The organism is Nocardia sp. JCM 38205 (assembly GCF_058222935.1).
Genome location: NZ_JBYHFL010000005.1, coordinates 26,567 through 48,601, shown reverse-complemented (window position 1 = coordinate 48,601; position 22,035 = coordinate 26,567). Strand labels below are relative to the sequence as shown.

The 22,035-nt window shown below is 69.1% G+C and carries 24 protein-coding genes; 16 read left to right on the top strand and 8 right to left on the bottom strand.

Annotation, left to right across the window (positions count from 1 at the left end; translation table 11 throughout):
• Positions 1-12: 12 nt before the first annotated feature.
• Both AC4HOU_RS19070 and ppc read left to right on the top strand, forming a co-directional pair.
• Positions 13-570, top strand: coding sequence for a sugar O-acetyltransferase (locus AC4HOU_RS19070; RefSeq protein WP_163813779.1), 558 nt, complete (start codon positions 13-15; stop codon positions 568-570).
• A gap of 114 nt (positions 571-684) precedes the next feature.
• Positions 685-3,519, top strand: coding sequence for a phosphoenolpyruvate carboxylase (ppc, locus tag AC4HOU_RS19065; protein ID WP_490724873.1), 2,835 nt, complete (start codon positions 685-687; stop codon positions 3,517-3,519).
• A 47-nt stretch (positions 3,520-3,566) separates the two neighbouring features.
• Here ppc and AC4HOU_RS19060 read toward each other — a convergent pair whose 3' ends face one another.
• Positions 3,567-4,202: a TetR/AcrR family transcriptional regulator gene (locus AC4HOU_RS19060; protein WP_324197418.1), complete on the bottom strand. Its 636-nt coding sequence runs from the start codon at positions 4,200-4,202 to the stop codon at positions 3,567-3,569.
• A 54-nt stretch (positions 4,203-4,256) separates the two neighbouring features.
• Between AC4HOU_RS19060 and AC4HOU_RS19055 the strand changes: the two genes are divergently transcribed.
• Entirely contained in the window at positions 4,257-5,417 is a 1,161-nt protein-coding gene (locus AC4HOU_RS19055; RefSeq protein ID WP_490724872.1) for an FAD-dependent oxidoreductase, read from the top strand.
• A 28-nt stretch (positions 5,418-5,445) separates the two neighbouring features.
• Here the strand turns inward: AC4HOU_RS19055 and AC4HOU_RS19050 are convergent, their stop codons facing one another.
• Complete coding sequence (locus AC4HOU_RS19050; protein ID WP_194990249.1) at positions 5,446-6,411, bottom strand: helix-turn-helix transcriptional regulator; 966 nt, start codon at positions 6,409-6,411, stop codon at positions 5,446-5,448.
• 61 nt (positions 6,412-6,472) lie between these two features.
• Here AC4HOU_RS19050 and AC4HOU_RS19045 point away from each other — a divergent pair, with 61 nt between their 5' ends.
• Together AC4HOU_RS19045 and AC4HOU_RS19040 are read left to right on the top strand one after the other, a co-directional pair.
• Positions 6,473-6,964, top strand: coding sequence for a pyridoxamine 5'-phosphate oxidase family protein (locus AC4HOU_RS19045; RefSeq protein WP_163813784.1), 492 nt, complete (start codon positions 6,473-6,475; stop codon positions 6,962-6,964).
• Between the two features lie 124 nt (positions 6,965-7,088).
• A complete protein-coding gene (locus AC4HOU_RS19040; RefSeq protein ID WP_490724871.1) occupies positions 7,089-7,985 on the top strand; it encodes an alpha/beta fold hydrolase in 897 nt (298 codons plus the stop codon).
• On the opposite strand, the gene AC4HOU_RS19035 is transcribed toward AC4HOU_RS19040, so the two are convergent.
• Genes AC4HOU_RS19035 through AC4HOU_RS19025 form a run of 3 tightly spaced genes read right to left on the bottom strand, consistent with a single transcriptional unit; the run spans position 7,956 to position 10,173 of the window.
• Positions 7,956-9,185 (bottom strand): RNA polymerase sigma factor, encoded by a 1,230-nt coding sequence (locus tag AC4HOU_RS19035; protein ID WP_490724870.1) that lies wholly within the window; start codon positions 9,183-9,185, stop codon positions 7,956-7,958. The genes AC4HOU_RS19040 and AC4HOU_RS19035 overlap by 30 nt on opposite strands.
• Before the next feature lie 47 nt (positions 9,186-9,232).
• Positions 9,233-9,574, bottom strand: coding sequence for a YciI family protein (locus AC4HOU_RS19030; RefSeq protein ID WP_490724869.1), 342 nt, complete (start codon positions 9,572-9,574; stop codon positions 9,233-9,235).
• Positions 9,575-9,576: 2 nt separating this feature from the next.
• A complete protein-coding gene (locus tag AC4HOU_RS19025; protein WP_490724868.1) occupies positions 9,577-10,173 on the bottom strand; it encodes a dihydrofolate reductase family protein in 597 nt (198 codons plus the stop codon).
• A gap of 171 nt (positions 10,174-10,344) precedes the next feature.
• Here AC4HOU_RS19025 and AC4HOU_RS19020 point away from each other — a divergent pair, with 171 nt between their 5' ends.
• Positions 10,345-11,691 carry a cation:proton antiporter gene (locus AC4HOU_RS19020; RefSeq protein ID WP_195020971.1) on the top strand — a complete coding sequence of 449 codons (1,347 nt, stop codon included), beginning with the start codon at positions 10,345-10,347 and terminating at the stop codon, positions 11,689-11,691.
• A 55-nt stretch (positions 11,692-11,746) separates the two neighbouring features.
• On the opposite strand, the gene AC4HOU_RS19015 is transcribed toward AC4HOU_RS19020, so the two are convergent.
• Positions 11,747-11,950: a hypothetical protein gene (locus AC4HOU_RS19015; protein ID WP_195020970.1), complete on the bottom strand. Its 204-nt coding sequence runs from the start codon at positions 11,948-11,950 to the stop codon at positions 11,747-11,749.
• Positions 11,951-12,042: 92 nt separating this feature from the next.
• Here AC4HOU_RS19015 and argC point away from each other — a divergent pair, with 92 nt between their 5' ends.
• The 7 genes from argC to AC4HOU_RS18980 all read left to right on the top strand — a co-directional run bounded on the left by argC (position 12,043) and on the right by AC4HOU_RS18980 (position 18,695).
• Entirely contained in the window at positions 12,043-13,101 is a 1,059-nt protein-coding gene (gene argC, locus AC4HOU_RS19010; RefSeq protein WP_194992840.1) for an N-acetyl-gamma-glutamyl-phosphate reductase, read from the top strand.
• Positions 13,098-14,315: a bifunctional glutamate N-acetyltransferase/amino-acid acetyltransferase ArgJ gene (gene argJ, locus AC4HOU_RS19005; protein ID WP_195020969.1), complete on the top strand. Its 1,218-nt coding sequence runs from the start codon at positions 13,098-13,100 to the stop codon at positions 14,313-14,315. The genes argC and argJ overlap by 4 nt, the downstream gene beginning before the upstream one ends.
• Complete coding sequence (argB, locus tag AC4HOU_RS19000; RefSeq protein ID WP_163813792.1) at positions 14,312-15,238, top strand: acetylglutamate kinase; 927 nt, start codon at positions 14,312-14,314, stop codon at positions 15,236-15,238. Before argJ ends, argB begins: the two co-directional genes overlap by 4 nt.
• The gene (locus tag AC4HOU_RS18995; RefSeq protein WP_195020968.1) at positions 15,235-16,443 is read left to right on the top strand and encodes an acetylornithine transaminase; all 1,209 of its coding nucleotides are present in this window, start codon (positions 15,235-15,237) and stop codon (positions 16,441-16,443) included. The genes argB and AC4HOU_RS18995 overlap by 4 nt, the downstream gene beginning before the upstream one ends.
• Positions 16,440-17,423 carry an ornithine carbamoyltransferase gene (gene argF, locus AC4HOU_RS18990; RefSeq protein ID WP_490724867.1) on the top strand — a complete coding sequence of 328 codons (984 nt, stop codon included), beginning with the start codon at positions 16,440-16,442 and terminating at the stop codon, positions 17,421-17,423. The genes AC4HOU_RS18995 and argF overlap by 4 nt, the downstream gene beginning before the upstream one ends.
• Positions 17,420-17,935, top strand: coding sequence for an arginine repressor (locus AC4HOU_RS18985; RefSeq protein ID WP_163813795.1), 516 nt, complete (start codon positions 17,420-17,422; stop codon positions 17,933-17,935). The genes argF and AC4HOU_RS18985 overlap by 4 nt, the downstream gene beginning before the upstream one ends.
• Positions 17,936-18,032: 97 nt before the next feature.
• Positions 18,033-18,695: a DUF397 domain-containing protein gene (locus AC4HOU_RS18980; RefSeq protein ID WP_195020966.1), complete on the top strand. Its 663-nt coding sequence runs from the start codon at positions 18,033-18,035 to the stop codon at positions 18,693-18,695.
• Positions 18,696-18,825: 130 nt separating this feature from the next.
• Here AC4HOU_RS18980 and AC4HOU_RS18975 read toward each other — a convergent pair whose 3' ends face one another.
• Positions 18,826-18,978 (bottom strand): hypothetical protein, encoded by a 153-nt coding sequence (locus tag AC4HOU_RS18975; protein ID WP_195020965.1) that lies wholly within the window; start codon positions 18,976-18,978, stop codon positions 18,826-18,828.
• Between the two features lie 9 nt (positions 18,979-18,987).
• Positions 18,988-20,235 carry an Rpn family recombination-promoting nuclease/putative transposase gene (locus AC4HOU_RS18970; RefSeq protein ID WP_490724866.1) on the bottom strand — a complete coding sequence of 416 codons (1,248 nt, stop codon included), beginning with the start codon at positions 20,233-20,235 and terminating at the stop codon, positions 18,988-18,990.
• Between AC4HOU_RS18970 and AC4HOU_RS18965 the strand changes: the two genes are divergently transcribed.
• The 3 genes from AC4HOU_RS18965 to AC4HOU_RS18955 all read left to right on the top strand — a co-directional run bounded on the left by AC4HOU_RS18965 (position 20,234) and on the right by AC4HOU_RS18955 (position 22,028).
• Positions 20,234-20,788 carry a DUF6508 domain-containing protein gene (locus AC4HOU_RS18965; protein WP_490724865.1) on the top strand — a complete coding sequence of 185 codons (555 nt, stop codon included), beginning with the start codon at positions 20,234-20,236 and terminating at the stop codon, positions 20,786-20,788. The genes AC4HOU_RS18970 and AC4HOU_RS18965 overlap by 2 nt on opposite strands.
• 176 nt (positions 20,789-20,964) lie before the next feature.
• On the top strand, positions 20,965-21,285 hold the full coding sequence (locus tag AC4HOU_RS18960; RefSeq protein WP_194991379.1) for a GYD domain-containing protein: 321 nt from the start codon (positions 20,965-20,967) through the stop codon (positions 21,283-21,285).
• Positions 21,286-21,377: 92 nt separating this feature from the next.
• A complete protein-coding gene (locus AC4HOU_RS18955) occupies positions 21,378-22,028 on the top strand; it encodes a DedA family protein (protein WP_194991380.1) in 651 nt (216 codons plus the stop codon).
• Positions 22,029-22,035 lie beyond the last annotated feature (7 nt).

The window sequence follows — 22,035 nt, the reverse complement described above, 5'->3', positions numbered from 1 at the left end:
TAACCTGGCCGCATGGGTGAACAGAAGGCGCGAATGCTGGCCGGCGAGCTGTACCGGGACAACGATCCGGAGCTGGTCGCCGAGCGGCGGCGGGCACAAGCACTCTGCGACGAGTTCAACCGCACCGGCCCCGAGGAGACCGAACGGCGCGAGACCGTGCTGCGGCAGCTGCTCGGCAAGCTGGGGGAGGGTTCCTGGATCATGCCCCGCTTCCAGTGCGACTACGGCTACCTGATCGAGATCGGCGCGAACAGTTTCCTCAATTACGATGCGATCCTGCTGGATTGCGCGCCCATCACCATCGGCGACGACGTCTCGATCGGCCCGCGCTGCCAGCTGCTGACGGCCCTGCACCCGATGGACGACCATGAGCGGCGCAGGCAGCGGTGGGAGTCGGCGGCGCCCATCGTCATCGGGAACAACGTCTGGTTCGGCGGCGGGGTGATCGTCTGTCCCGGGGTCACCATCGGCGACGACACGGTGGTCGGCGCGGGCAGCGTGGTCACCCGCGATCTGCCGGACCGGGTGTTCGCGGCGGGCAACCCGGCGCGGATCATCCGGGAACTGTGAGGTTGCGCCCTCGCCGGTGACGGGTGCGCGAGCATCCGCCGCACCGTCTCCTCCCGCCCGGCGCACCGCCCGACCGAGCAGATGTTCGGCAATCTCCGGCAGTACTGTCGGAACATGACCGAACCGCGGATCGAGACCGAGCAGGACGCGACCCGGCCGCTGCGCGAGGACATCCGATTCCTCGGCGGCGTACTCGGCGACACCATCCGGGACCACGAAGGTCCCGAGGTGTTCGACCTCATCGAACGGGTCAGGGTCGAGGCGTTCCGGGTACGCCGGGAGGAGGTCGGGCGCAGCGCCGTCGCCGACATGCTCGACGGGGTCGACATCGATGTGGCCCTGCCGCTGATCCGGGCCTTCAGCTATTTCGTCCTGCTGGCCAATCTCGCCGAGGATCTGCAACGCGACCGGCGCCGAGCCGCACACGAGGCGGCCGGGGAGCCGCCGCAGGATTCGTCGCTGGCGGCCACCTACCGCAAGCTCGACGCGGCCGCGCTGCCGGCTGCGAAGGTCGCCGATCTGCTCACCGACGCACTGGTGTCGCCGGTGATCACCGCACACCCCACCGAGACCAGGCGCCGCACGGTGTTCGACGTGCAGAGCCGGATCACCGAACTGATGCGCAGGCGTCAGCACTACCCGGAACGTGACCGCGCGGGCCTCGAAGTGGAAATCCGCCGTCAGGTCCTGACCCTGTGGCGCACGGCGTTGATCCGGCTGGCGCGGCTGCGGATCCAGGACGAGATCGCGGTGGGGCTGCGCTATTACGAGCTCACACTGTTCGATGTCATCCCGGCGATCAACGCCGAGGTCCGGGCGGCGCTGCGCTCCCGCTGGCCCGACGCCGAGCTGCTGCCGAAGCCGATCCTGCGGCCTGGTTCCTGGATCGGTGGTGACCGCGACGGCAACCCGTACGTCACCGCCGAGGTGGTGCGCACCGCGGCCGGGCAGGCGGCCGGCCTGGCGTTCGGCCGCTATCTGCGGGAACTTGTGGAGCTGGAGAAGACGCTGTCGCAGTCCGGGCGGCTGGTGCGGGTGAGCGAGGCGGTGGCGGAACTGGCCGCCGCGGGCTACGCCGACCCCTCGATCCACGCCGACGAGCCGTATCGCCGTGCGCTGCACCGTATCCGGGAAAGGTTGACCACCACAGCGGAGGCCGCGCTCGGCGTTCCGTTGCGTTCGACCGGTGTCGTCGCGCTCGGAGTGGGAGCGGGCATCGGCGTTGGCCAGGTCACCGCCGGCACACCCGACGCGACGGGCACCGGCGCCCCCGCCTACTCCGATCCGCAATCGCTGCTCGACGATCTCGACGCCATCGACGCCTCCCTGCGCGCCTCCGGTGACGGCCTGCTCGCCGATGACCGCCTCGCCGCGCTGCGCCATGCCGTGGAAACGTTCGGTTTCCACCTCCAGGGCCTGGATATGCGGCAGAACTCGGAGGTGCACGAGCAGGTTGTGGCCGAACTGCTGGCGTGGGCAGGCGTGCACCAGGACTACGTGAGCCTGCCGGAACCGGAGCGGGTGCGCATCCTGGCGGCGGAGCTGAGCACCCGCCGCCCGCTGCTCGGCCCGCACGCGCGGTTGAGCGAACTCGCGGCCAAGGAACTCGATATCGTGCGCGCCGCGGCCGAGGTGGTCGCGACCTTCGGTGAGCCCGCCATCCCGAACTACATCATCAGCATGTGCACCTCGGTGAGCGACATGCTCGAGGCCGCGCTGCTGCTGAAGGAGGGCGGGCTGCTGGATCCGGGTGCGCCCGGCGGTTCGCCGAGTTGCGCGGCCGGCATCGTGCCGTTGTTCGAGACCATCGAGGATCTCGGGGCGGGTGCGGCGACCTTGGCGGCGGCGCTGGAAGTGCCGGTGTACCGGGATCTGGTGGCAGCCAAGGGGATGCGCCAGGAAGTGATGCTCGGCTACTCCGATTCCAACAAGGACGGCGGCTATCTGGCCGCGAACTGGGCGCTGTACCGGGCCGAACTGGATCTGGTGGAGGTGGCGCGCAAGACCGGGATCCGATTGCGGCTGTTCCACGGCCGCGGCGGCACGGTCGGCCGCGGTGGTGGCCGCAGCTATGACGCCATCCTGGCCCAGCCCGCCGGTGCGGTGTACGGGTCGCTGCGGCTCACCGAACAGGGCGAGGTGATCGCGGCCAAGTACGCCGAATCCGGTTCGGCGCACCGGAATCTGGAGTCGCTGATCGCGGGCACCCTGGAATCGACACTGCTGGACGTGGAGGGCCTCGGCGCCGACGCCGAACCGTCCTACCAGCTGATGGACGAGCTGGCCGCCAGGGCGCGCGCCGCGTATGCCCGGCTGGTGCACGACACACCGGGTTTCGTCGAGTACTTCCGCCAGTCCACCCCGGTCGCCGAGGTCGGTGACCTGAACATCGGCAGCAGGCCCGCCTCACGCAAGCCCACCAATTCGGTCGCCGATCTGCGGGCCATTCCGTGGGTGATGTCGTGGAGTCAGGCGCGGGTGATGCTGCCCGGCTGGTACGGCACCGGCACCGCGCTCGAGGACTGGGTCGGTGACGGTCCGCGACGGCTGGCGACCCTGGCCGATCTGTATCGGCGCTGGCCGTTCTTCCGTACCGTGCTGTCCAATCTGGCGCAGGTGATGGCGAAAAGCGATCTCGCCATCGCGCAGCGCTACGCCGAACTGGTCGAGGATCGGGCGCTGCGCGAGCAGATCTTCGGCATGATCAGCGAGGAGCATGCCCGCACCATCCGCATGCACGCCGCCATCACCGGCAACGATCACCTGCTCTCGGACAACCCGTCACTGGCCGAATCCATTCACAACCGTTTCCCCTACCTGGAACCGCTGAACCAGATGCAGGTGGAATTGCTGCGACGATTGCGGGCGGGCGATGACTCCGAACTGGTGAAGCGCGGGATCCTGCTCACCATGAACGGACTGGCCACGGCGCTGCGCAACTCCGGTTAGCACGCGAAATCCTGCTGCGGGCAGGTGTTTCCGGCCCGGTCGGCGATTCAACCGCTGCTGTCGTCCGATGCGCTGAGCAGCGCGCGCAACATCAGGTGCAGTTGCGGCGCCGGATCGCTGGCCGCCTCGTCCGAGATCAGGCGATGCATGATGAGGCCCTCGAGATAGTCCACCATCGGCGTCGTCGTCCATTCGCCCGCACCGACGGCCCGCAGCATCGCGCCTGCCCATGCGGACAGCCGGGAGTGCCCGCGCTGCAAGGACGCCAGCACCGCCGGCGCGGACTGCGCCTCCAGGAACAGCGCGTATCTGGCGAGGGTGCGGGTGCGGTCGGCGGTGACGGCGTGCCCGACGAACCGCGCCATTCCGGCCGCGAGCTGCTCGACCGTGTCCGGCAGCGGGGCGGTGGTCAGCGCCGACCAGTCCGCGTAGTCGCGTTGCTCCAAGCGTTCGGTGATCCCGGTGAGCAGCGCCTCGCGGGTGCGGAAGTAGTTGGAGGTGGTGCCGACGGGTACGGCGGCGGCTTCATCGACCGCGCGGTGGGTCAGTGCGCGGGGGCCGCGGGCGCCGAGCAGATCGATCGCGGCGTCGAGCACGCGTTCGCGCCTGGTCGGTTCCGCGCCCTGACCGGGCGGGTGCGGGCTCGCGGGTGTGTTCTGGCCCACCGAGTGTTTCTGTTCCACGGAATCCATACTACATTTGTAGTAATTGTTACTACGGATGTAGTGGAGGCTGGGATGGCGGCGACGCGGCACACGGAACAGCGCGCGATCATCGTGGGCGCGGGGATCGGCGGTCTCGCGACCGCCGTCGCCCTGGCCCGGCGGGGCTGGCGGATCGAGATCCTCGAACGCGCCGCGGCGGTCGGTGAGGCGGGCTCGGGATTGACCCTGTGGGCCAACGGATTACGCGCACTGGACCGGATCGGCCTTGGTGCCCCGGTGCGCGAGCGAGCGATGGCCGACACCGACGCGGGCATCCGCAGGCCCGATGGCCGCTGGCTCACCCGCACCGACACCGCCGAGCTGGAACGTCGCTTCGGCGAAGTGGTGATGATCCCCCGGGCGGACCTGTTCGAGATCCTGAGCAGTGCGGTACCGGCCGAAACCGTGCGGCTCGGCTGCACTGTCACCGGCGTCGAACACGCCGATGATCAGGTCGAGGTAGTGCACAGCGGTGGCGTGTCCAGCGCCGACCTCGTCATCGGTGCCGACGGAATCCACAGCGCGGTACGGCAATCGGTGTTCCCCGGCGCGCCCGCGCCCCGCTACGCCGGCTACACCGCCTGGCGGATGATCACTGCGCATCCGGTTCCCGCGCTGCACGACGGCGGCCAGAGCTGGGGTCGCGGTGAGCGTTTCGGCGTCATCGCCCTGCCCGACGATCGCGTCTACATGTTCGGTGTCGCCAACTCGGCGCCGGGACTTCGCACATCCGACGGCGAATACGCCGAGGTGCGGCGGCGTTTCGGCGCCTGGCACGATCCGATCCCGGCGCTGCTCGATGCCGTGGCGCCCGGCTCGGTGCTGCGGCACGACATCTACGAACTGCCTCCGCTGTCGAGCTACGTCTTCGGGCGAGTCGCACTACTCGGTGACGCCGCGCACGCCATGACCCCGAATATGGGTCAGGGTGCCAATCAGGGCCTCGAAGACGCCGTCACCCTCGCGGCGCTGCTCGACCGCAGCGATGCGGTGCCTGCCGCGCTGGCCGAATACGACCGGATCCGCCGGCCCCGCACCCAGGATATTGCCCGCCGCTCGCGCCGCATCGGCATCGCCGCGCATCTGTCATCGGCCCCCGCGGTGCTGGTGCGCGATACGCTCCTGCGGCTGACGCCCGGGCGCGCGATGCTCGGCTCGTTCGCGCCCGCGCTCACCTGGCAACCACCCGAGTGAGGACGCCGGTGAACAGGCCACCGGGCGGCTAGCGATACAGCGCGTGCATGCCGGCGGCGGTGGCAGCGAAGCGGGCTCGCAGTTCGGGCGGTTCGATCACCTCGGCGAATTCGCCCAGCGGGAGGAGGCCGGTCATCAGCACATCCCAGGATTCGGAGGGCACCGTCAGCTCTACCCAGCCGTCGTCATCCGGTGGGCCGGCCGAGGCCAACGCCTCGCTGACGGCCGCGGGATCGTTCATCAATCGGAGCAGGCCCAGATGCGTCCCGGCGATCCGGCATCGTGCGCGCACCCGCAGCATCGACCGCGCGAATTCCCCCGCCGACGCCGTCCAATGCGCGGACAGGTCGAAATCATCCGGGCGGTCGAAGGTTTCGCCGCTCGGTGTAGCCGATTCGATGCGGCCGACGCGATAGGACCGCACCGCCGTGCCCTCGCGCGCGACCAGGTACCAGGTGCCGGCCTTCAAGACGAGCCCGAGTGGGTCGAGGGTGCGCTCGACCGTGCGGTCCTTGCGGGCGTAGCGGATCACCAGCCTGCGGTCGTGCCAGAGCGCATCGGCGACGGTCGCCAGCGTCGGAGTCTGTTCGGGCCGGTGGAACCAGCCGGGTGCGTCGATGTGCACGCGCTCGGCGATCCGGGTGGCACGGCCGCGCAGTTCCGGCGGGAGCGCGGCGAGCACCTTGAGCTGCGCGGTCGCCAGCACCGTGCCCAACCCCAGATCGGCGGCGGCGCCCGGCAGGCCGGCCAGCAGTACCGCATCGGCTTCGTCGCTGGTCAGCCCGGTGAGACGGGTCCGGTAGCCGTCGACCAGCTCGACCCCGCCTGCCCGTCCCGGTTCGGTGTACACCGGCACCCCCGCCGCCGACAGCGCGTCGATATCGCGGTAGACCGTGCGCACCGAGACCTCCAGTTCGCGCGCCAGCTGCGCCGCCGTGGACCGGCCGCGCGTCTGGAGCAACAGCAGCAACTGCACCAATCGGCTCGCCCGCACACCCGCAGACTAGCCGTAAACCTTGACAGAAGATGTCAGCAATGGCTCGTACCGTCGGGTTATGACCACTTGGAGCCAGTTCACCGAAGAAGCGCCCCGGATCTCCACCGTCTTCCTGCGCCGCCACAAGGCCACCGGCAACCTCTGCATGCTCGGCACGCTCCGCTCCGACGGCTTCCCGCGGATCAGTCCGGTCGAGCCGATGATCTTCGAGGACCAGCTGGTGATCGTCGGCATGCCGAACACCACGAAGTTCAAGGATCTGGCCCGCGATCCCCGGTTCTGCCTGCACACCGCCACCGTCGACACCCATGTCTCCGATGGTGACGCCAAACTCTTCGGGCGCGTCACCGATATCGCCGACCGCGCGGTGCATGCGCGATTCGCGCAGAAGCTGTTCGACGACAGCGGTTTCGACATTCGTGACCAGGAGTTCGACCACTTCTTCGTCGCCGATCTCACCACCGCCTCATCGGTGGAGGTGGTCGACGATCGCCTCGAGATCACCATCTGGAAGCCGGGCGCGGGGGAGCGGGTCGTCGAGAAGCGCTGAACGCGCCCGCGGCCGGGCGGGCAATCGGTCGAAGCCGGGCCCGCCGGCCTCCGGTGGCGGTAGGCTTCGCGGCACAGCCAGTGGCATCGGAGCTGGCGGGGGCGACGATCAAGGATGCTGCGACTTGTCTGACACCATTTCGGAACTCGAGCCCACCCAGCACACGGTCGACGGTGTGCGCTGCGCCGTCTACGACAGTGATCCCGGCGGGAGCGCGGAAGCGGTCGTGTTCGTGCACGGCAATCCCGGTCCCATGGACGATTGGGCCGAGCTGGCTCCGGTCATCGCCGGGTTCGCCCGGGTGATCGCCATGGACATGCCGGGCTTCGGGCGCTCCGAACGTCCGCGGACGTTCGACCACAGCGTGATCGGGCACGCGCGATTCCTCGGCGTGCTGCTCGACCAGCTGGGTGTGCATCGGGTGCACCTGGTGCTGCACGATTTCGGCGGGCCGTGGGGTATGCGGTGGATGCTCGACCACCCCGACGAACTCGCGAGCCTCACGGTGATCAACTGCGGTGTCCTCGACGGCTACCGCTGGCATCGCTACGCCAAGATCTGGCAGACGCCCCTCCTGGGCGAGCTGTTCCAGCTGATGAGCAACCGGCCCGCCATGCGGATCGCGCTCAGCCGCGACAACCCACGCCCGATCCCGCGCAGCTACGTCGAGCGGGTGGCCCGCTACGCGGACTGGTCCCACAAGCGGGCCGTGCTGCGGCTCTACCGGAATTCGCGCGATCCGAGCAGTGCGTTCCCGGAGAAGGACTCCGGCCTCGCGGCGGATGGTCTGCCGGTCTGCGTGATCTGGGGTGACGGCGACCCTTACATCCCGGTGCGCTTCGCCGACCAGCAGCGAACCTTCTTCCCCGACGCCGAGATCCACATCCTGGAAGGGCTCGGGCACTGGCCGTTCGTCGACGACCCGCAGGCCGTGCTCACTCCACTGGAGGCCTTCCTACGCAAGCAGGTCGGCACCCGAGCCGGGGACGACTCACCGCCCGCCGTCCTGCCGCCGGGCTAGCTCCTCGCGCCGGCGGAGCAGGTAGCGACGTTCGGCCTCGTTGGTAGTCCGGCGAATGGCTTCGTCGTAGGCGGTGCGGGCTTCCTCGGCTCGGCCGAGGCGACGCAGCAAGTCCGCGCGCACGGCATGGAAGAGATGGTGGTCCGCGAGCGGAAGATCCTCGACCAGGGGCAACGCGGTGGCCGGGCCCTCGGTTTCGGCGACCGCCACCGCGCGATTGAGCGCGACGACAGGGCTCGGCGCGATCGCCGTCAACTGGTCGTAGAGCTGCACGATCTGCGCCCAATCGGTGTCGGCGGCGGTCGCGGCGTCGGTGTGCACGGCATTGATCGCGGCCTGAATCTGGTAGGGCCCCGGCGTATTGCGGCGCAGGCACTCCCGGACGAGTGCGTGCCCCTCGGCGATGAGCGCCCGGTCCCACCGGCGGCGATCCTGTTCGGACACCGCGATCGGGGTGCCGTCGTCGTCGGTGCGGGCCGGGCGACGCGCGTCGGTGAGCAGCATCAACGCCAGCAGCCCGAGCACTTCCGGCTCGTCCGGCAGTAATTCCCGCAGCACCCGGCCCAGCCGAATCGCTTCGGCGCACAGGTCCGCGCGCAGCAATTCCGCGCTGCCGGTGGCCGTGTGGCCCTCGGTGAAGATCAGGTAGATCACCGCGAGTACCGAGGCCACCCGCTGTGGCAGCTCATCGGCGCCGGGCACCCGGTAGGGGATGTGGGCATCGCGAATCTTGTTCTTGGCGCGCACGAGTCGCTGCGCCATGGTCGGTTCCGGCACCAGGAACGCTCGCGCGATCTGGGCGGTGCTCAACCCGCCGAGCAGCCGCAAGGTCAACGCCACCCGCGCGTTCATCGCCAGCGCCGGATGACAGCAGGTGAAGATCAGCCGCAACCGATCATCGGGCACCGTCTCCGGTGGCGCCGGTTCGTCGCGGGCATGCAGCAGCGCGGCCTCGGCATGCCGGTCGGCGCGGGAGGCGTCGCGGCGCAGCCGATCGATCGCCCGGTTCCGGGCGGTGGTGATGATCCAGCCGGGCGGGCTCGGCGGCAGCCCGTCCGCCGGCCAGCGCATCACCGCCGCGGTGAACGCGTCCTGGACCGCGTCTTCGGCGAGTCCGATATCGCCGAAGACGCGGATCAGCGAGGCCACCGCGCGACCGTAGTTGTCGCGGAACACTTCCCGGATGTGCGCCTCGGTCACCGGCGGCGCCGCACGGTCGTCCCGATCGTGCTCGCCGGAGCGCACCGCTAGCCCCCGGCCAGTGGCCGCACCTCGATCGGCAAGGTCACCACCGCGGCCAGCCTGCTCGCCCACCGCAGCGCCTCGTCCAGATCGGCCACCTCGATGATGGTGAATCCGCCGATATGTTCCTTCGCCTCGATGTAGGGCCCGTCGGTGATCAGCGTGTCGGACCCGTTCGCCCGCACCACCGTCGAGGCGCTCGGCGCGTGCAGCCCGGCGGCGAACACCCACGCGCCCGCGGCCTGGATCTCCTCGTTGAGGGCCTCGAGATCGCGCATGATCTCGTCGAGATCGTCGGGCACCTCCTCGGTATCGGGTTGGTAGATCCCCAGCAGGTATTGCGGCATCGTCAGCTCCTCTCGGCGGTGCGATAGGTCGCGATCAGCACCCCGGTCGTGGTGCGGACACAGTCGACCAGGTGGAGATCGCCGAGCGTGGTCCGTCCGTCGAACAGTCGCCGCCCGCTCCCGAGCACCAGTGGATGGATCTGCAGCAGATACTCGTCGACCAGACCGTGCGCCATCAGCGATCGGAGCAGATTCCCGCTGCCGAGCACCACGAGATCCAGCTCGGGCCGCCGCTGCTGTAGCCGGGGGACCGCTTGGACCGCGTCTCCGTCCAGCAGGATCGAATTCTGCCACGGCAGCGGTTCGATCAACGTCGTCGATGCGACGTATTTGTCGGTCTTGTTCAGTACTTCGGTGAACGGATTGCCGGACCGGTGTGGCCAATATCCGGCGAAATCCAGGTAGGTGCGGCGTCCGAGCAGCAGGGCGCCCTGGTGCTCGGCCATGTGCTCGGCCATCACCCTGGCCTGCACCTCGTCGCCGAATCGGTATGCCCAGCCGCCGTGGGCGAATCCGTCGCGTGGATCCTCCTGCGCGCGCCCCGGTGCCTGCATGACGCCGTCCAGTGTCACGCTCACCACGGCAATGATTCTGCTCATTGTTCCGGCTCCTTTCCGGACCGGCCGATGCACGGTCTCATCCCCTACACGAACGGCGCACACCCGGATCGACACCGTCGAGCGGAAAATTTCTGCTCCGAAGACGACGGCCGGCCACCATCGCCGGTGTCGTACCCGTGACCGGTCGTCGCGCCGTGCCACCATGACCGGATGGTGAACCTGGCCGAGGCGGCCGGCAGCGCGAGCGTGGCGCCGATCGTGTCGCTGTTCTGGATCGGCACCGCCGCCGTCGCGGCACCGCTGATCGCGCGCCTGCTGCGCGGCTATGTGCCGGACGTGGTGATCCTGCTGCTGTTCGGGGTGGTGCTGGGCCCGCACGCGCTCGGCCTGGCCGATACCGGTGGCGGCGTCGATCTGCTCAGCGAACTCGGGCTCGGCATGCTGTTCCTGCTGGCCGGCTACGAACTCGACCCACAACTGCTCCGCGGTAGGCGCGGGCGCACCGCCTGGTTCACCTGGCTCGCCTGCCTGCTGATGGCGATGCTGTTCGTCGCGGTGGTCGCCAACGACGCGACGTTCACCGCGGTCGCGGCGGTGGCCATCGCGATGACCTCGACCGCCCTCGGCACGCTGCTGCCGATCATCAAGGCGCGCGGCATCCGCGACTCCGGTCTCGGCCGAGCGGTGCTCGCGCACGGCGCCGTCGGCGAGCTCGGCCCCGTTGTGGCCATGTCGATCCTGTTGACCAGCCGCAATATCGGTGCCGCGATCGTGGTGCTGGTGTTGTTCGCGATCGCGGCCGCCCTGATCGGCCTGATGCATCAGCACATCCTGGACCGGGTGCCCGCCTTCGGGCGGTTGCTCACCGAACTGTCGGCCGGGACCGCGCAGCTGCCGGTGCGGGTGGTGTTCCTGCTGCTGCTGGTGCTGATGACGCTGGCCGAGGAGTTCGGGCTCGATGTGGTGCTCGGCGCGTTCGCCGCCGGCATCATCCTGCGCAAACTGCTCGGCGGGGAACGCCAGGAGATCGGTGCCTCGCTCGAGACCATTGGTTACGGGGTGCTCATTCCGATCTTCTTCGTCGTCTCCGGGATGGGCATCGACGTGGCCGCGGTGGCCGACGAGCCGGTCACCTGGGCGTTGTTCGTGGTGTCGATCGCGGTGGCCCGCGGGGTGCCGGTGTGGTTCAGCGAGCGGTTCGTTCCGCACGGCGCCAATCTCGGCGACCCGCGCGAACGGTTGCAGCTGGCGTTGTACGCCGCGACCGGGCTGCCGATCATCGTCGCCGTCACCCAGGTGGCGACCAGCACCGGTCTGATGGAACAGGGGCTGGCGTCCACGATGGTGGCGGCCGGTGCGACGACGGTGCTGCTGTTCCCGCTACTGGCCCGGTGGGTGGGTGCGCGCGGCGACCAGGGGTCGCGTGGCGATACGGCCGGGTCCGACGGGGCGACTAGACGGGACGGGGTGACCGGACGGGACAGGGTGACCGGGGCCGACGAGGCGGCCGGGCGGGACGAGGCGGCCGGGCGGGACGAGGCGGCCGGGCGCGAGTGAACCCGCCGGGCCGGTCTTGCCCGGCCGCAACGGCGACGCCGGTCTCGCGCTGCGCCTATTCCTCGCGATCGCCCGGTCGGCGACGGTGCGCCACCACCCGGACGACGAAGCCCGCCAGATGCCGTGTCCGCGATTCCACCCGGCGCTGGAGCTCGTCGAGGTCGGCGTCGGTGGCCTGGGTGAGGTCGAGCGCGAGCAGACCATCGGTGGCCTTGTCCAGGGCCTTCAACCGATCGTCGAACACGCGATTCGAACGCATGTTCTAAGCCTAGCGCATCCGGCGGTAGTGTGGATAAGGGAAATTCCCGCACCGCCGGTGAATGAGCTTGCATGGTCGTGCATAATCATCACATGGTTGATTCCTCGGACGGACCCGTCGTGCGGGTCGCGGTTGCTGGTGCCAGCGGATACGCGGGCGGCGAGGTCTTGCGCCTGCTGCTCGGTCATCCGGAGTACCGAACCGGGCGCCTCGTCATCGGGGCGCTGACCGCGGGATCCAACGCCGGCACCCGGCTCGGTGCGCTCCAGCCGCATCTACTGCCGCTCGCCGACCGTGTGCTCGCGCCCACCACCGTCGAGGAACTGGCCGGTCACGACGTGGTCTTCCTCGGTCTGCCGCACGGGCAGTCCGCGGCGCTCGCCGAGCAGCTGCCGCACTCGACGGTCATCATCGACTGCGGCGCCGACTTCCGGCTCACCGACGCTGCCGCGTGGGAGAAGTACTACGGCAGCCCGCACGCGGGCAGCTGGCCCTACGGTCTGCCGGAACTGCCCGGCGGCCGGGACAAGCTGCGCGGCGCCACCAGGATCGCGGTCCCCGGCTGCTACCCGACCGTCGCCAGCTTGGCGCTGGCCCCCGCCATCGCCGCCGGAATCATCGAGCCGAAGGTGAACGTGGTCGCGGTCAGCGGCACCTCCGGCGCGGGCCGCAAACTCGACGTCGGCCTGCTCGGCTCGGAGGTCATGGGTTCGGTGCGCGCCTACAACATCGCCGGCGCCCACCGGCACACCCCGGAGATCGCGCAGAATCTCAGCGCCGCCGGCGGCACCGACGTCAGCGTCTCGTTCACCCCGGTGCTCGCGCCGATGCCGCGCGGCATCCTGGCCACCTGCACCGCGCCGGTGAAGGTCGACGCCGCCGAGGCTCGCGCGGTCTACGAGAAGGCCTACGCCGACGAGCCTTTCGTCCATCTGCTGCCCGAAGGTGTGCTGCCGCAGACCGGTGCGGTGCTCGGTTCCAACGCCGTCGCCCTGCAGGTCGCCATCGATGAGGCCGCGGGCCTGCTCGTGGTGATCGGCGCGGTCGACAACTTGACCAAGGGCACCGCGGGCGCCGCGGTGCAATCGATGAATCTGGCCCTCGGGATCGAGGAGACCGCAGGACTTTCCACCGTAGGAGTGGCACCGTGACGACAACCGACACCGCCGACGGCAAGCTGATCCGCACTCAGGGTGTGACGGCGCCGCTCGGTTTCCGCGCCGCGGGTATCGCCGCCGGGATCAAGGCCAACGGCAATCCCGATCTGGCGCTGGTGTTCAACGAGGGACCCGAGTACGCCGCGGCCGGGGTGTTCACCCGCAACAAGGTGAAGGCCGCGCCGGTGCTGTGGTCGCAGCAGGTGCTGAAATCCGGTGCGCTGCGCGCGGTCATCCTCAATTCCGGTGGCGCCAATGCCTGCACCGGGCCCGGCGGTTTCCAGGACGCGCACCGCACCGCCGAGGAATTGGCCACCGCACTGAGCAATTGGGGTACCGAGACCGGCGCGGGCGAGATCGCGGTGTGTTCCACCGGCCTGATCGGTGACCGGCTGCCGATGGACAAGCTCATTCCGGCCGTGACCGAGATCGTGCACGAGATGGGCGGCGGCATGTCGGGGGGCACCGACGCCGCCTACGCCATCATGACCACCGACACCGTGCCGAAAGAGGCGTCGTTCCACCATAAGAACAAGTGGAACGTCGGCGGCATGGCCAAGGGTGCGGGCATGCTCGCGCCGTCGCTGGCCACCATGCTGGTCGTGCTCACCACCGACGCGCAGGCCAGTGCCGAGCAACTGGATCAGGCGCTGCGCAAGGCCACCCGGCTCACCTTCGACCGGCTCGATGTGGACGGCTCCTGCTCCACCAACGACACCGTGCTGCTGCTGGCCAACGGCGCCAGCGAGGTCACCCCGACGCAGGATGAACTCGACGCCGCCGTGCTCGCGGTCTGCGATGATCTGGCCGCCCAGCTGATGGCCGATGCCGAGGGTGTCACCAAGCGCGTGGTCGTCACCGTCGCCGGTGCCGTCGACGAGGACGAGGCTCTGATCGCTGCCCGCGCCGTGGCGCGCGACAGTCTGGTCAAGACCGCTCTGTTCGGCTCGGATCCGAACTGGGGGCGTGTGCTCGCCGCCGTCGGCATCGCACCGATCACCCTCGACCCGAACCTGATCTCGGTGTCGTTCAACGGGCAGCCGGTGTGCGTCGACGGCATGGGCGCACCGGGCGCACGCGAGGTGGACCTGTCGGGCACCGATATCGAGGTCCACATCGATCTGCGGCTCGGCGACGGCACCGCGAGCATCCGCACCACCGACCTCTCGCACGGCTACGTCGAAGAGAATTCGGCCTACAGCTCATGACCGGCGATATCCTGCACAGCCTCTCGGCCCTGGACAAGGCGCACGTCCTCGCCGACGCGCTGCCGTGGCTGCAGAAGTTCCACGACAAGATCGTCGTCGTCAAATACGGCGGCAATGCCATGATCGACGACCGGCTCAAGCGCGATTTCGCCGCCGATATGGCGTTCCTGCGCACCGTCGGCGTGCACCCGGTCGTCGTGCACGGCGGCGGCCCACAGATCAACGCGATGCTGAAGCGGCTCGGGCTCACCGGCGAGTTCCGCGGCGGCTTCCGGGTCACCACACCGGAGATCATGGATGTGGTGCGGATGGTGCTGTTCGGCCAGGTCGGGCGCGAGCTCGTCGGGCTGATCAACGCGCACGGACCGTACGCGGTCGGCATCTCCGGTGAGGACGCGCATCTGTTCACCGCCACCCGCCGCACCGTCGACGTCGACGGCGAGGCCACCGATATCGGCCTGGTCGGCGACGTCACCGAGGTGAACCCCGCCGCCGTGCTCGACCTCATCGGTGCCGGCCGCATCCCGGTGGTGTCCACCATCGCCCCCGACGCCGACGGCGTCGTGCACAACATCAACGCCGACACCGCCGCGGCCGCACTGGCCGAGGGCATCGGCGCGGAGAAACTGGTGGTCCTCACCGATGTCGAGGGCCTCTACACCGACTGGCCGGACCGCTCGTCGCTGACCTCGTCCATCGACGCCGACGCCCTGGCGGAGTTGCTCCCGCGCCTGGATGCGGGCATGGTGCCCAAGATGGAAGCCTGCCTGCGCGCGGTGCGTGGCGGGGTGCCGAGCGCGCACGTCATCGACGGACGCGTCCCGCATTCGGTGCTGCTGGAACTGTTCACCGGAGAGGGCATCGGGACCATGGTCACCCCGGCACCGTCCGGGCGGACGAACGAAAACGGAGCCGGAGCATGAGCACAGAGGACCTGCGGCAGCGGTGGTCGGCCGCCCTGATGCACAACTACAAGACCCCCGACATCGTGCTGGTGCGCGGTGCGGGCGCGGTGGTCTACGACGCCGACGGCAATCGCTATGTCGACTTCCTCGGCGGGATCGCCGTCAACAGTCTCGGCCACGCCCATCCGGCGATCCTGGAGGCGGTCACCCAGCAGCTCGGCACGCTCGGGCACGTGTCCAACATCTATGGCAACGAGCCGGTGATCGAACTGGCCGAACGGCTGCTCGACCACTTCGGTGACGGCCGCACCGGTGACAGCAAAGCGTTCTTCTGCAACTCCGGCACCGAGGCCAACGAGGCCGCGTTCAAGATCGCGCGGCTCACCGGCCGGCGCAAGATCGTCGCCTGCGACGAGGCCTTCCACGGCCGCACCATGGGTGCGCTCGCGCTCACCGGGCAGCCGTCCAAGCGGGCGCCGTTCGAGCCGATGCCGCCCGGTGTGGTGCACGTGCCCTACGGTGACGCCGCCGCGCTGGAGAAGGTGGTCGATTCCGATACCGCCGCGGTCTTCCTCGAACCGATGATGGGGGAGAGCGGTGTCGTGGTCCCGCCGCTGGACTACCTGGTGCGGGCCCGCGAGATCACCGCGAAGCACGGTGCGCTGCTGATCCTGGACGAGGTGCAGACCGGTATCGGGCGCACCGGCAAGTTCTACGCCCACCAGGCCGTCGGCATCGTCCCCGATGTCATCACCCTGGCCAAGGGCCTCGGCGGCGGGCTGCCGATCGGGGCGGTGCTGGCCACCGGCAAGGCCGCCGACCTGCTCACTCCCGGCCTGCACGGCACCACCTTCGGCGGTAACCCGGTCTGCGCGGCGGCCGCCCTCGCGGTGCTGCGCACCATCGACGAACAGGGTCTGCTCGCGCACGTGGAATCGCTGGGCAAGCGGCTCAGCGACGGCATCGCGCTGCTCGAACACCCGCTGATCGATCACGTGCGCGGCGCGGGACTGCTGATCGGCATCGTCCTCACCGAGGACGTGGCCGCGCAGGTCGAGGCGCGGGCGCGGGACGCAGGCTATCTGGTGAATCCGGCCAAGCCGAACGTCATCCGGTTGGCGCCGCCGCTGGTGCTCACCGAAACCCAATCCGACAACTTCGTCGCCGATCTGCCCGAGATCCTCGATCTCGCCGCGGCCGACGCGAAGGGAGCCTCCGCATGACGCTGTCCGATTCCACCCCCGTGAACGGCTCGATCCCGGCCACGGCGGTACGGCATTTCCTGCGTGACGACGACCTGACACCCTCCGAGCAGGCCGAGGTGCTGGCCCTGGCCGCCGAACTCAAGGGCGCGCCGTTCGCGCGTCGTCCGCTGGAGGGCCCGCGCGGGGTCGGGGTGATCTTCGAGAAGAACTCCACCCGCACCCGGTTCTCCTTCGAGCTCGGCATCGCCCAGCTCGGCGGGCACGCCGTCGTCGTCGACGGCCGCGACACCCAGCTGGGCCGTGAGGAAACCCTCGGCGACACCGGACGGGTGCTCTCGCGCTACGTCGACGCCATCGTCTGGCGCACCTTCGAACAGTCCAGGCTCGACGAGATGGCCGCCACCGCAACGGTTCCCGTGGTGAACGCGCTGTCGAACGAATTCCATCCGTGCCAGGTGCTGGCCGATCTGCTCACCCTCACCGAGCAGCTCGGCCCGCTGCCCGGACGCAAGCTCGCCTACATCGGCGACGGCGCCAACAATATGGCCCATTCGCTGCTGCTCGGCGGCGTCACCGCGGGCCTGCACGTCACCATTGCCGCGCCCGAGGGTTTCGCGCCGCTGCCGTGGGTCGTGGAGGCCGCGCGGGCCCGTGCGGCCGACACCGGCGGCAGCGTCACCCTTACCGACGATCCGCGCATCGCCGCCGAGGGCGCGGACGCACTGGTCACCGATACCTGGACCTCGATGGGCCAGGAGAACGACGGCCTCGACCGCGTCGGCCCGTTCCGCCGCTTCCAGATCAACGCCGGCCTGCTCGCCAAGGCGCAGCCGAAAGCCGTTGTGCTGCACTGCCTGCCCGCTCATCGCGGCGAGGAGATCACCGACGAGGTGCTCGACGGCCCGCAGAGCGTGGTCTGGGACGAGGCCGAGAACCGCCTGCACGCCCAGAAGGCGCTGCTGGTGTGGCTGCTCGACAGACAGAACGGCCGACGATGAGCGTGCCCACCTCCGACACCGGCGCCCCGGGTCCGGCCACCGCCGCGACCCGGGCCGGCCGCCAGTCCCGCATCGTGGCGCTGCTGTCGGCGCATTCGGTGCGCAGCCAAACCGAACTCGCCGCCCTGCTCGCCGCCGAAGGCATCGAAACCACCCAGGCCACCCTGTCTCGTGATCTCGACGAACTCGGCGCGGTGAAGTTGCGCGCCGCCGACGGCGGTGCGGGCGTCTACGTCGTCCCCGAGGACGGCAGCCCCGTCCGCGGCGTCACCGGTGGCACCGGCCGCCTCTCCAAACTCCTCGGCGACCTGCTGGTCTCCACCGACGCCAGCGGCAACATCGCCGTCCTGCGCACCCCACCCGGCGCCGCCCACTTCCTGGCCAGCGCCCTGGACCGGGCCTCACTGCCGTACGTCGTCGGGACCATCGCCGGCGACGACACGATCGCCGTTATCGCTCGGGAACCGATGACCGGCGCGGAGCTGGCGGCGGAGATCGAACGCCTAGCGTAATTGCCCGCAGCTCTTCGGGCCGACTGCGGGACAGCAATGACATACGTGATGCGCCGGTACGGCGCCGATGTCGAGCAGATCGACCGCATCGCCTCCCTTGCGGGTCGCGCTGATCAAAGCACCTGGTGGGCCGCTGTTCAGTGAGGTCTTGCCGAACTGGTTCAAAGCTTTCGTCGGCCTGGAAGGTCTGGCGAAGAGTCAGTTCACCTATCAGGCAATGACGTTGACTGGGCCCTCCAACGGAGGGGTATGCGACGGCGTTGTTGGGTGGCGGCTTCAGATCGCACCATTGGATCTGCCTCAGGCGATTCGGGCTCGGATGGCCAGGCAGCGTCTCGTCGGGTCTGACCCGCTCTGGTTGCAAACGGTGATCGAAGAGCAAACCCTCGACCGTCTGGTCGGGGGTGTAGGTGTCATGGCCGAACAGCTCCGCCACCTGCGTGACCTGATGGATCGGGACAACGTGGACCTGAGGATCATGCCAACCAGCACCGCCGTCCATGCCGGTCCGGACGGCGACGATCCCGCGAACGACCCTGCCGCCCAACCAGTTATCGCGCTGCCCGTCTCCGTCCGGCCGGCCTTCCTCGCCGCCGCATGCGCCAACGCCCCGCACGCGATTGCCGATGCCCCGGCGATCATTCACCACCTCGACGGCTCGGTCACTCTCGCCGGGTCCGGCGTCACCCTGCTCTTCACCGCCGCCGAATGGGGCGCCTTCGTCGCAGGCGTGCGTGACGGCGAGTTCTTCGCGGCCTGACGTTGCCGATGGGCGGCCCCGGGGGAGGTGCCGCCGGGGCGCGTCCGTTATCCGGCAAACACCTCGTCGGCAGTTTCGGCTTTCAGGACACGGGACGTCCAACGGCGGAGGTCGGCGAGGTCAGCGGTGCTCACGCGGTCGGTGATCGCGGTGGGCAGGGGCCGAACTTCTCCGTCATGACCAGGATCAGGATTTCGGCCCGGCCGCGCGCTTCGCCTCGGGCCCAGCCGCGGGCCCACCCTCGGGCCCAGCCGCGTGCTTCGATTCGGTCTGCTGTGGTCATGAGGTCTGCTTACCCGGCAAACATCTCGTCGGCGGTCTCGACCTTCAACAAACGAGATGACCAACGGCTGACGTCGGCGGGATCGGCCCTACGTACCCGGTCGATGGTGGCGTCGGGCAGGGTGCCGAACTTCGCGGTCATGAACTCGATCAGTAATTCAGCCCGGCCGCGTGCTTCACCGCGTGCTTCACCGCGTGCTTCGATTCGCTCTGCTGTGGTCATGAGGGCCTCCTTTGCTCGTGGTCCGAGCTGCTCGAATACCGACGCGAGGGACGTTTCCGCCACGTCGCTGACGGTCAGGATGTACCTGATCATTGCGACGAGATCGCCGTCCGGATCCGGTCCGGTCTCCACTGCGCGCAGGTCGTCGAGCAGGTCCAGCATAGCTTCTTCGAGCAGGTGATCATGTGGGGCGAGCTTCTGCAGGATCAGCAGAATTCGGGTCGGTGGGGTGAGGTCGCGGGCGCGCAGGCTCGTCAGATCGGCCGCCGTGATGTCGTCGAGGAGGAACCGTAGCCGGGGCAGGTACGGTGCCAGGGCGGGCCGGGAGGCCGCGTCGAGGTCGATCAGGTCGATCAGCTCGGTCGGGGCCGACCAAGCGCTGCCCTTCGATGAATTGTGGACGACGAGCGGGATCACTGCCGGAAGTGAGCAGGGCTTCTCGCCTGTGGAGCCGTCCCGTTTCCGGCGGTGGCGGTCCTGCTCGAGATGGCGGCGCCAGATGGCGACGATGTATTCGAGCATGCGGAACGGCATGAGCTGGTCACTGCTGGACTGGTGTTCGATCAACAAGTAGATGTAGGCCGGATGGCCGTTGATCCGGGTGCGGAAGAGCATGTCGCTGTAGCGGGACCGCAGCTCGGGGGTGACGAAACTTCCCGATTGCAGCTGGAGCCCGGACCAATCGATGCGCGAGGTGATCTCGACGGGTAGCACGGCCCGCAACTCGCTCGCCGCGTTCTCGGGACGAGCCATGACATGCCGGAAATAGGCATCGTGCGAGTTGGACCGGGACTCGACCATGCCGGCGAAGCTACACCCGGGCACCGACAGGTGACGAAATCGGCTGTGGGGGAAGGTCTGTCGACAGTTCAGGCGGGCGAGTACGATCGGTCCGGGTGCTGACGAAGCGCGCGGGTTTTCGATAACCGTTGGCGCAGTGTAGATCAGGGGTAGGGGGACTATGGCCGTCTGGTGGAACAGGATATTCGGTAGGCGCTCGGGACATGTCCTGCCAGGATTTTCGAAGCGGGACATGGCGCGGATCAACGCGGAGTTCGCGGAGTTCGACCGGCAGCTGCGGCAGGCCGAGGCCGAACTGCGGGCGAATCCCTACCATCCCGACCCTCGCGATAACCCTGGTATAGAGGCTGCGCTCCAGGCCGCGCCACCGGAAGCCTGGCATCGGCTGTGGTCCGCGGTCGACGAGGTGCTGGCCGAGTCCGAGGAGCAACGAGGAACCTGGAGATTCGAGAACCCCGACGGCTCGCTGTGCATGCCCCACGTCAACTACAGCGCGGCAATCGGCCGCATGATCGGCGCCCTGCACGCGGTCGAGGCGATCGTCGACTTTCCGTACCGGAAATGGGCGCTCGGTAGCGTCTACCCACAGGGCGCGGGCCTGGCGACCGCGCCCGTCGCGGATGCGGCCCGCGTGGTCACCGCCGTGGTGTGTGCTGAGCGATTCTGTGACGGCACGATCCTCGCCGCACTCGGCAACGGCACTCTGCCCGCAGCGCTCAACCGGCTCCGTGCCTGGTACGACCAGCTGAATCCCATGGATGCCGCCGAGCCCGAACGCCCGGCGTGAACCACATCATGTCGGCCGGACCGATCGCCGTACGCGGCCGGGACTGCGCGGATATCACCGGAGTCACGGTGCCGCATCAGTGGGGTGACGGCCTCGCCGCAAGACCGCGCGGCGATCTCCGCGAACCTAGGGTCGGGACTGGCCGGGATCGTCCTGCGAGAAGGAGGCGTCGCGTTATGCCGAAGTACTTGTGGCGGGTCAGTTACACCCAGGAGGGGGCATCCGGGTTGCTCGCGCAGGGCGGCAGTGTCCGCCGGGCGGCGATCACGGAGATGGTGGAAAGTGTGGGCGGGCATGTGGAGGCCTGCTATTTCGCGTTCGGTGAGGACGATTTGTTCGTCATCGGTGACGCGCCGGACGAGGTGTCGGCCGCCGCGCTCGCCATCCGCACCGCCGCGTCCGGCGCCGCGATATCGCACACCGTGCCGCTGCTCACGCCCGAACAGGTCGACGACGCGGTCGCCCGACAGGTCACCTACACACCACCGACCACCTAGCCGTCCGGGTGCGGTAATCCGCACCCCGAGGCATCGGAAACCGGTGGAAAACCGCAGCGACCAGCGGGTTCGTCGTTCGTACCGTGCGATGTATGAACTTCGTACATGCCATGTCGCACACCGAGACCGGTGACCTGGACGGAATCGCGGGCGCCGCCGTGCGGCTGATGGAGCAGCTCGGGTCCCCCGGGGCCGGGCTGGCGGTCGCCGCGGAGAATCTGTTCCCGCCGATTCCGAGTGAGGTGATCCTGCCGCTGGCCGGATTCGCGGCCTCGCGCGGCGAGATCTCGCTGGCCGCCGCCATCGTGTGGACCACCATCGGGTCGGTCGCCGGCGCCCTGCTGCTGTATCTGATCGGGCAGGCCTTCGGGCGCCGTCGGATGTACGCGATATTCGACCGGTTGCCGCTGGTGAACACCGCCGACCTGGCGCGCAGCGAAGAATGGTTCGCCCGGCACGGCAACACCGCGGTGTTTCTCGGCCGGATGGTGCCACTGGTGCGGAGCCTGGTGTCGGTGCCCGCCGGTGTCGAGGCGATGCCGCTCGGGCGTTTCCTGGTGCTGACCGCCGCCGGAAGCGCACTGTGGAACTCGGCGTTCGTGCTTTCCGGATTTGCCCTCGGCGAGAACTGGACTCGTATCGAACCGTACGCGGACATCCTGCAGAAGCTGGTGATCGTCGCGGTGATCGCAGCCGCGGGGCTGTTCGTCGTGCGTCGCGTCCGGTCCGTGCGCGCCCGTTAGGGTCGGA

Bases quoted from the DNA above. Each gene is read 5' to 3' on its own strand.
- AC4HOU_RS19055 (WP_490724872.1), top strand. From the start codon at position 4,257: ATGGCGGCGACGCGGCACACGGAACAGCGCGCGATCATCGTGGGCGCG.
- AC4HOU_RS19020 (WP_195020971.1), top strand. From the start codon at position 10,345: ATGGTGAACCTGGCCGAGGCGGCCGGCAGCGCGAGCGTGGCGCCGATC.
- AC4HOU_RS18995 (WP_195020968.1), top strand. From the start codon at position 15,235: ATGAGCACAGAGGACCTGCGGCAGCGGTGGTCGGCCGCCCTGATGCAC.
- argB (WP_163813792.1), top strand. From the start codon at position 14,312: ATGACCGGCGATATCCTGCACAGCCTCTCGGCCCTGGACAAGGCGCAC.
- AC4HOU_RS19045 (WP_163813784.1), top strand. From the start codon at position 6,473: ATGACCACTTGGAGCCAGTTCACCGAAGAAGCGCCCCGGATCTCCACC.
- AC4HOU_RS19070 (WP_163813779.1), top strand. From the start codon at position 13: ATGGGTGAACAGAAGGCGCGAATGCTGGCCGGCGAGCTGTACCGGGAC.
- AC4HOU_RS19030 (WP_490724869.1), bottom strand. From the start codon at position 9,574: ATGCCGCAATACCTGCTGGGGATCTACCAACCCGATACCGAGGAGGTG.
- AC4HOU_RS18985 (WP_163813795.1), top strand. From the start codon at position 17,420: ATGAGCGTGCCCACCTCCGACACCGGCGCCCCGGGTCCGGCCACCGCC.
- AC4HOU_RS18975 (WP_195020965.1), bottom strand. From the start codon at position 18,978: ATGACCACAGCAGACCGAATCGAAGCACGCGGCTGGGCCCGAGGGTGG.
- AC4HOU_RS19025 (WP_490724868.1), bottom strand. From the start codon at position 10,173: ATGAGCAGAATCATTGCCGTGGTGAGCGTGACACTGGACGGCGTCATG.
- AC4HOU_RS18960 (WP_194991379.1), top strand. From the start codon at position 20,965: ATGCCGAAGTACTTGTGGCGGGTCAGTTACACCCAGGAGGGGGCATCC.
- AC4HOU_RS18965 (WP_490724865.1), top strand. From the start codon at position 20,234: ATGGCGCGGATCAACGCGGAGTTCGCGGAGTTCGACCGGCAGCTGCGG.
- AC4HOU_RS18955 (WP_194991380.1), top strand. From the start codon at position 21,378: ATGAACTTCGTACATGCCATGTCGCACACCGAGACCGGTGACCTGGAC.
- AC4HOU_RS18970 (WP_490724866.1), bottom strand. From the start codon at position 20,235: ATGTCCCGCTTCGAAAATCCTGGCAGGACATGTCCCGAGCGCCTACCG.
- argC (WP_194992840.1), top strand. From the start codon at position 12,043: ATGGTTGATTCCTCGGACGGACCCGTCGTGCGGGTCGCGGTTGCTGGT.
- argF (WP_490724867.1), top strand. From the start codon at position 16,440: ATGACGCTGTCCGATTCCACCCCCGTGAACGGCTCGATCCCGGCCACG.
- ppc (WP_490724873.1), top strand. From the start codon at position 685: ATGACCGAACCGCGGATCGAGACCGAGCAGGACGCGACCCGGCCGCTG.
- AC4HOU_RS19015 (WP_195020970.1), bottom strand. From the start codon at position 11,950: ATGCGTTCGAATCGCGTGTTCGACGATCGGTTGAAGGCCCTGGACAAG.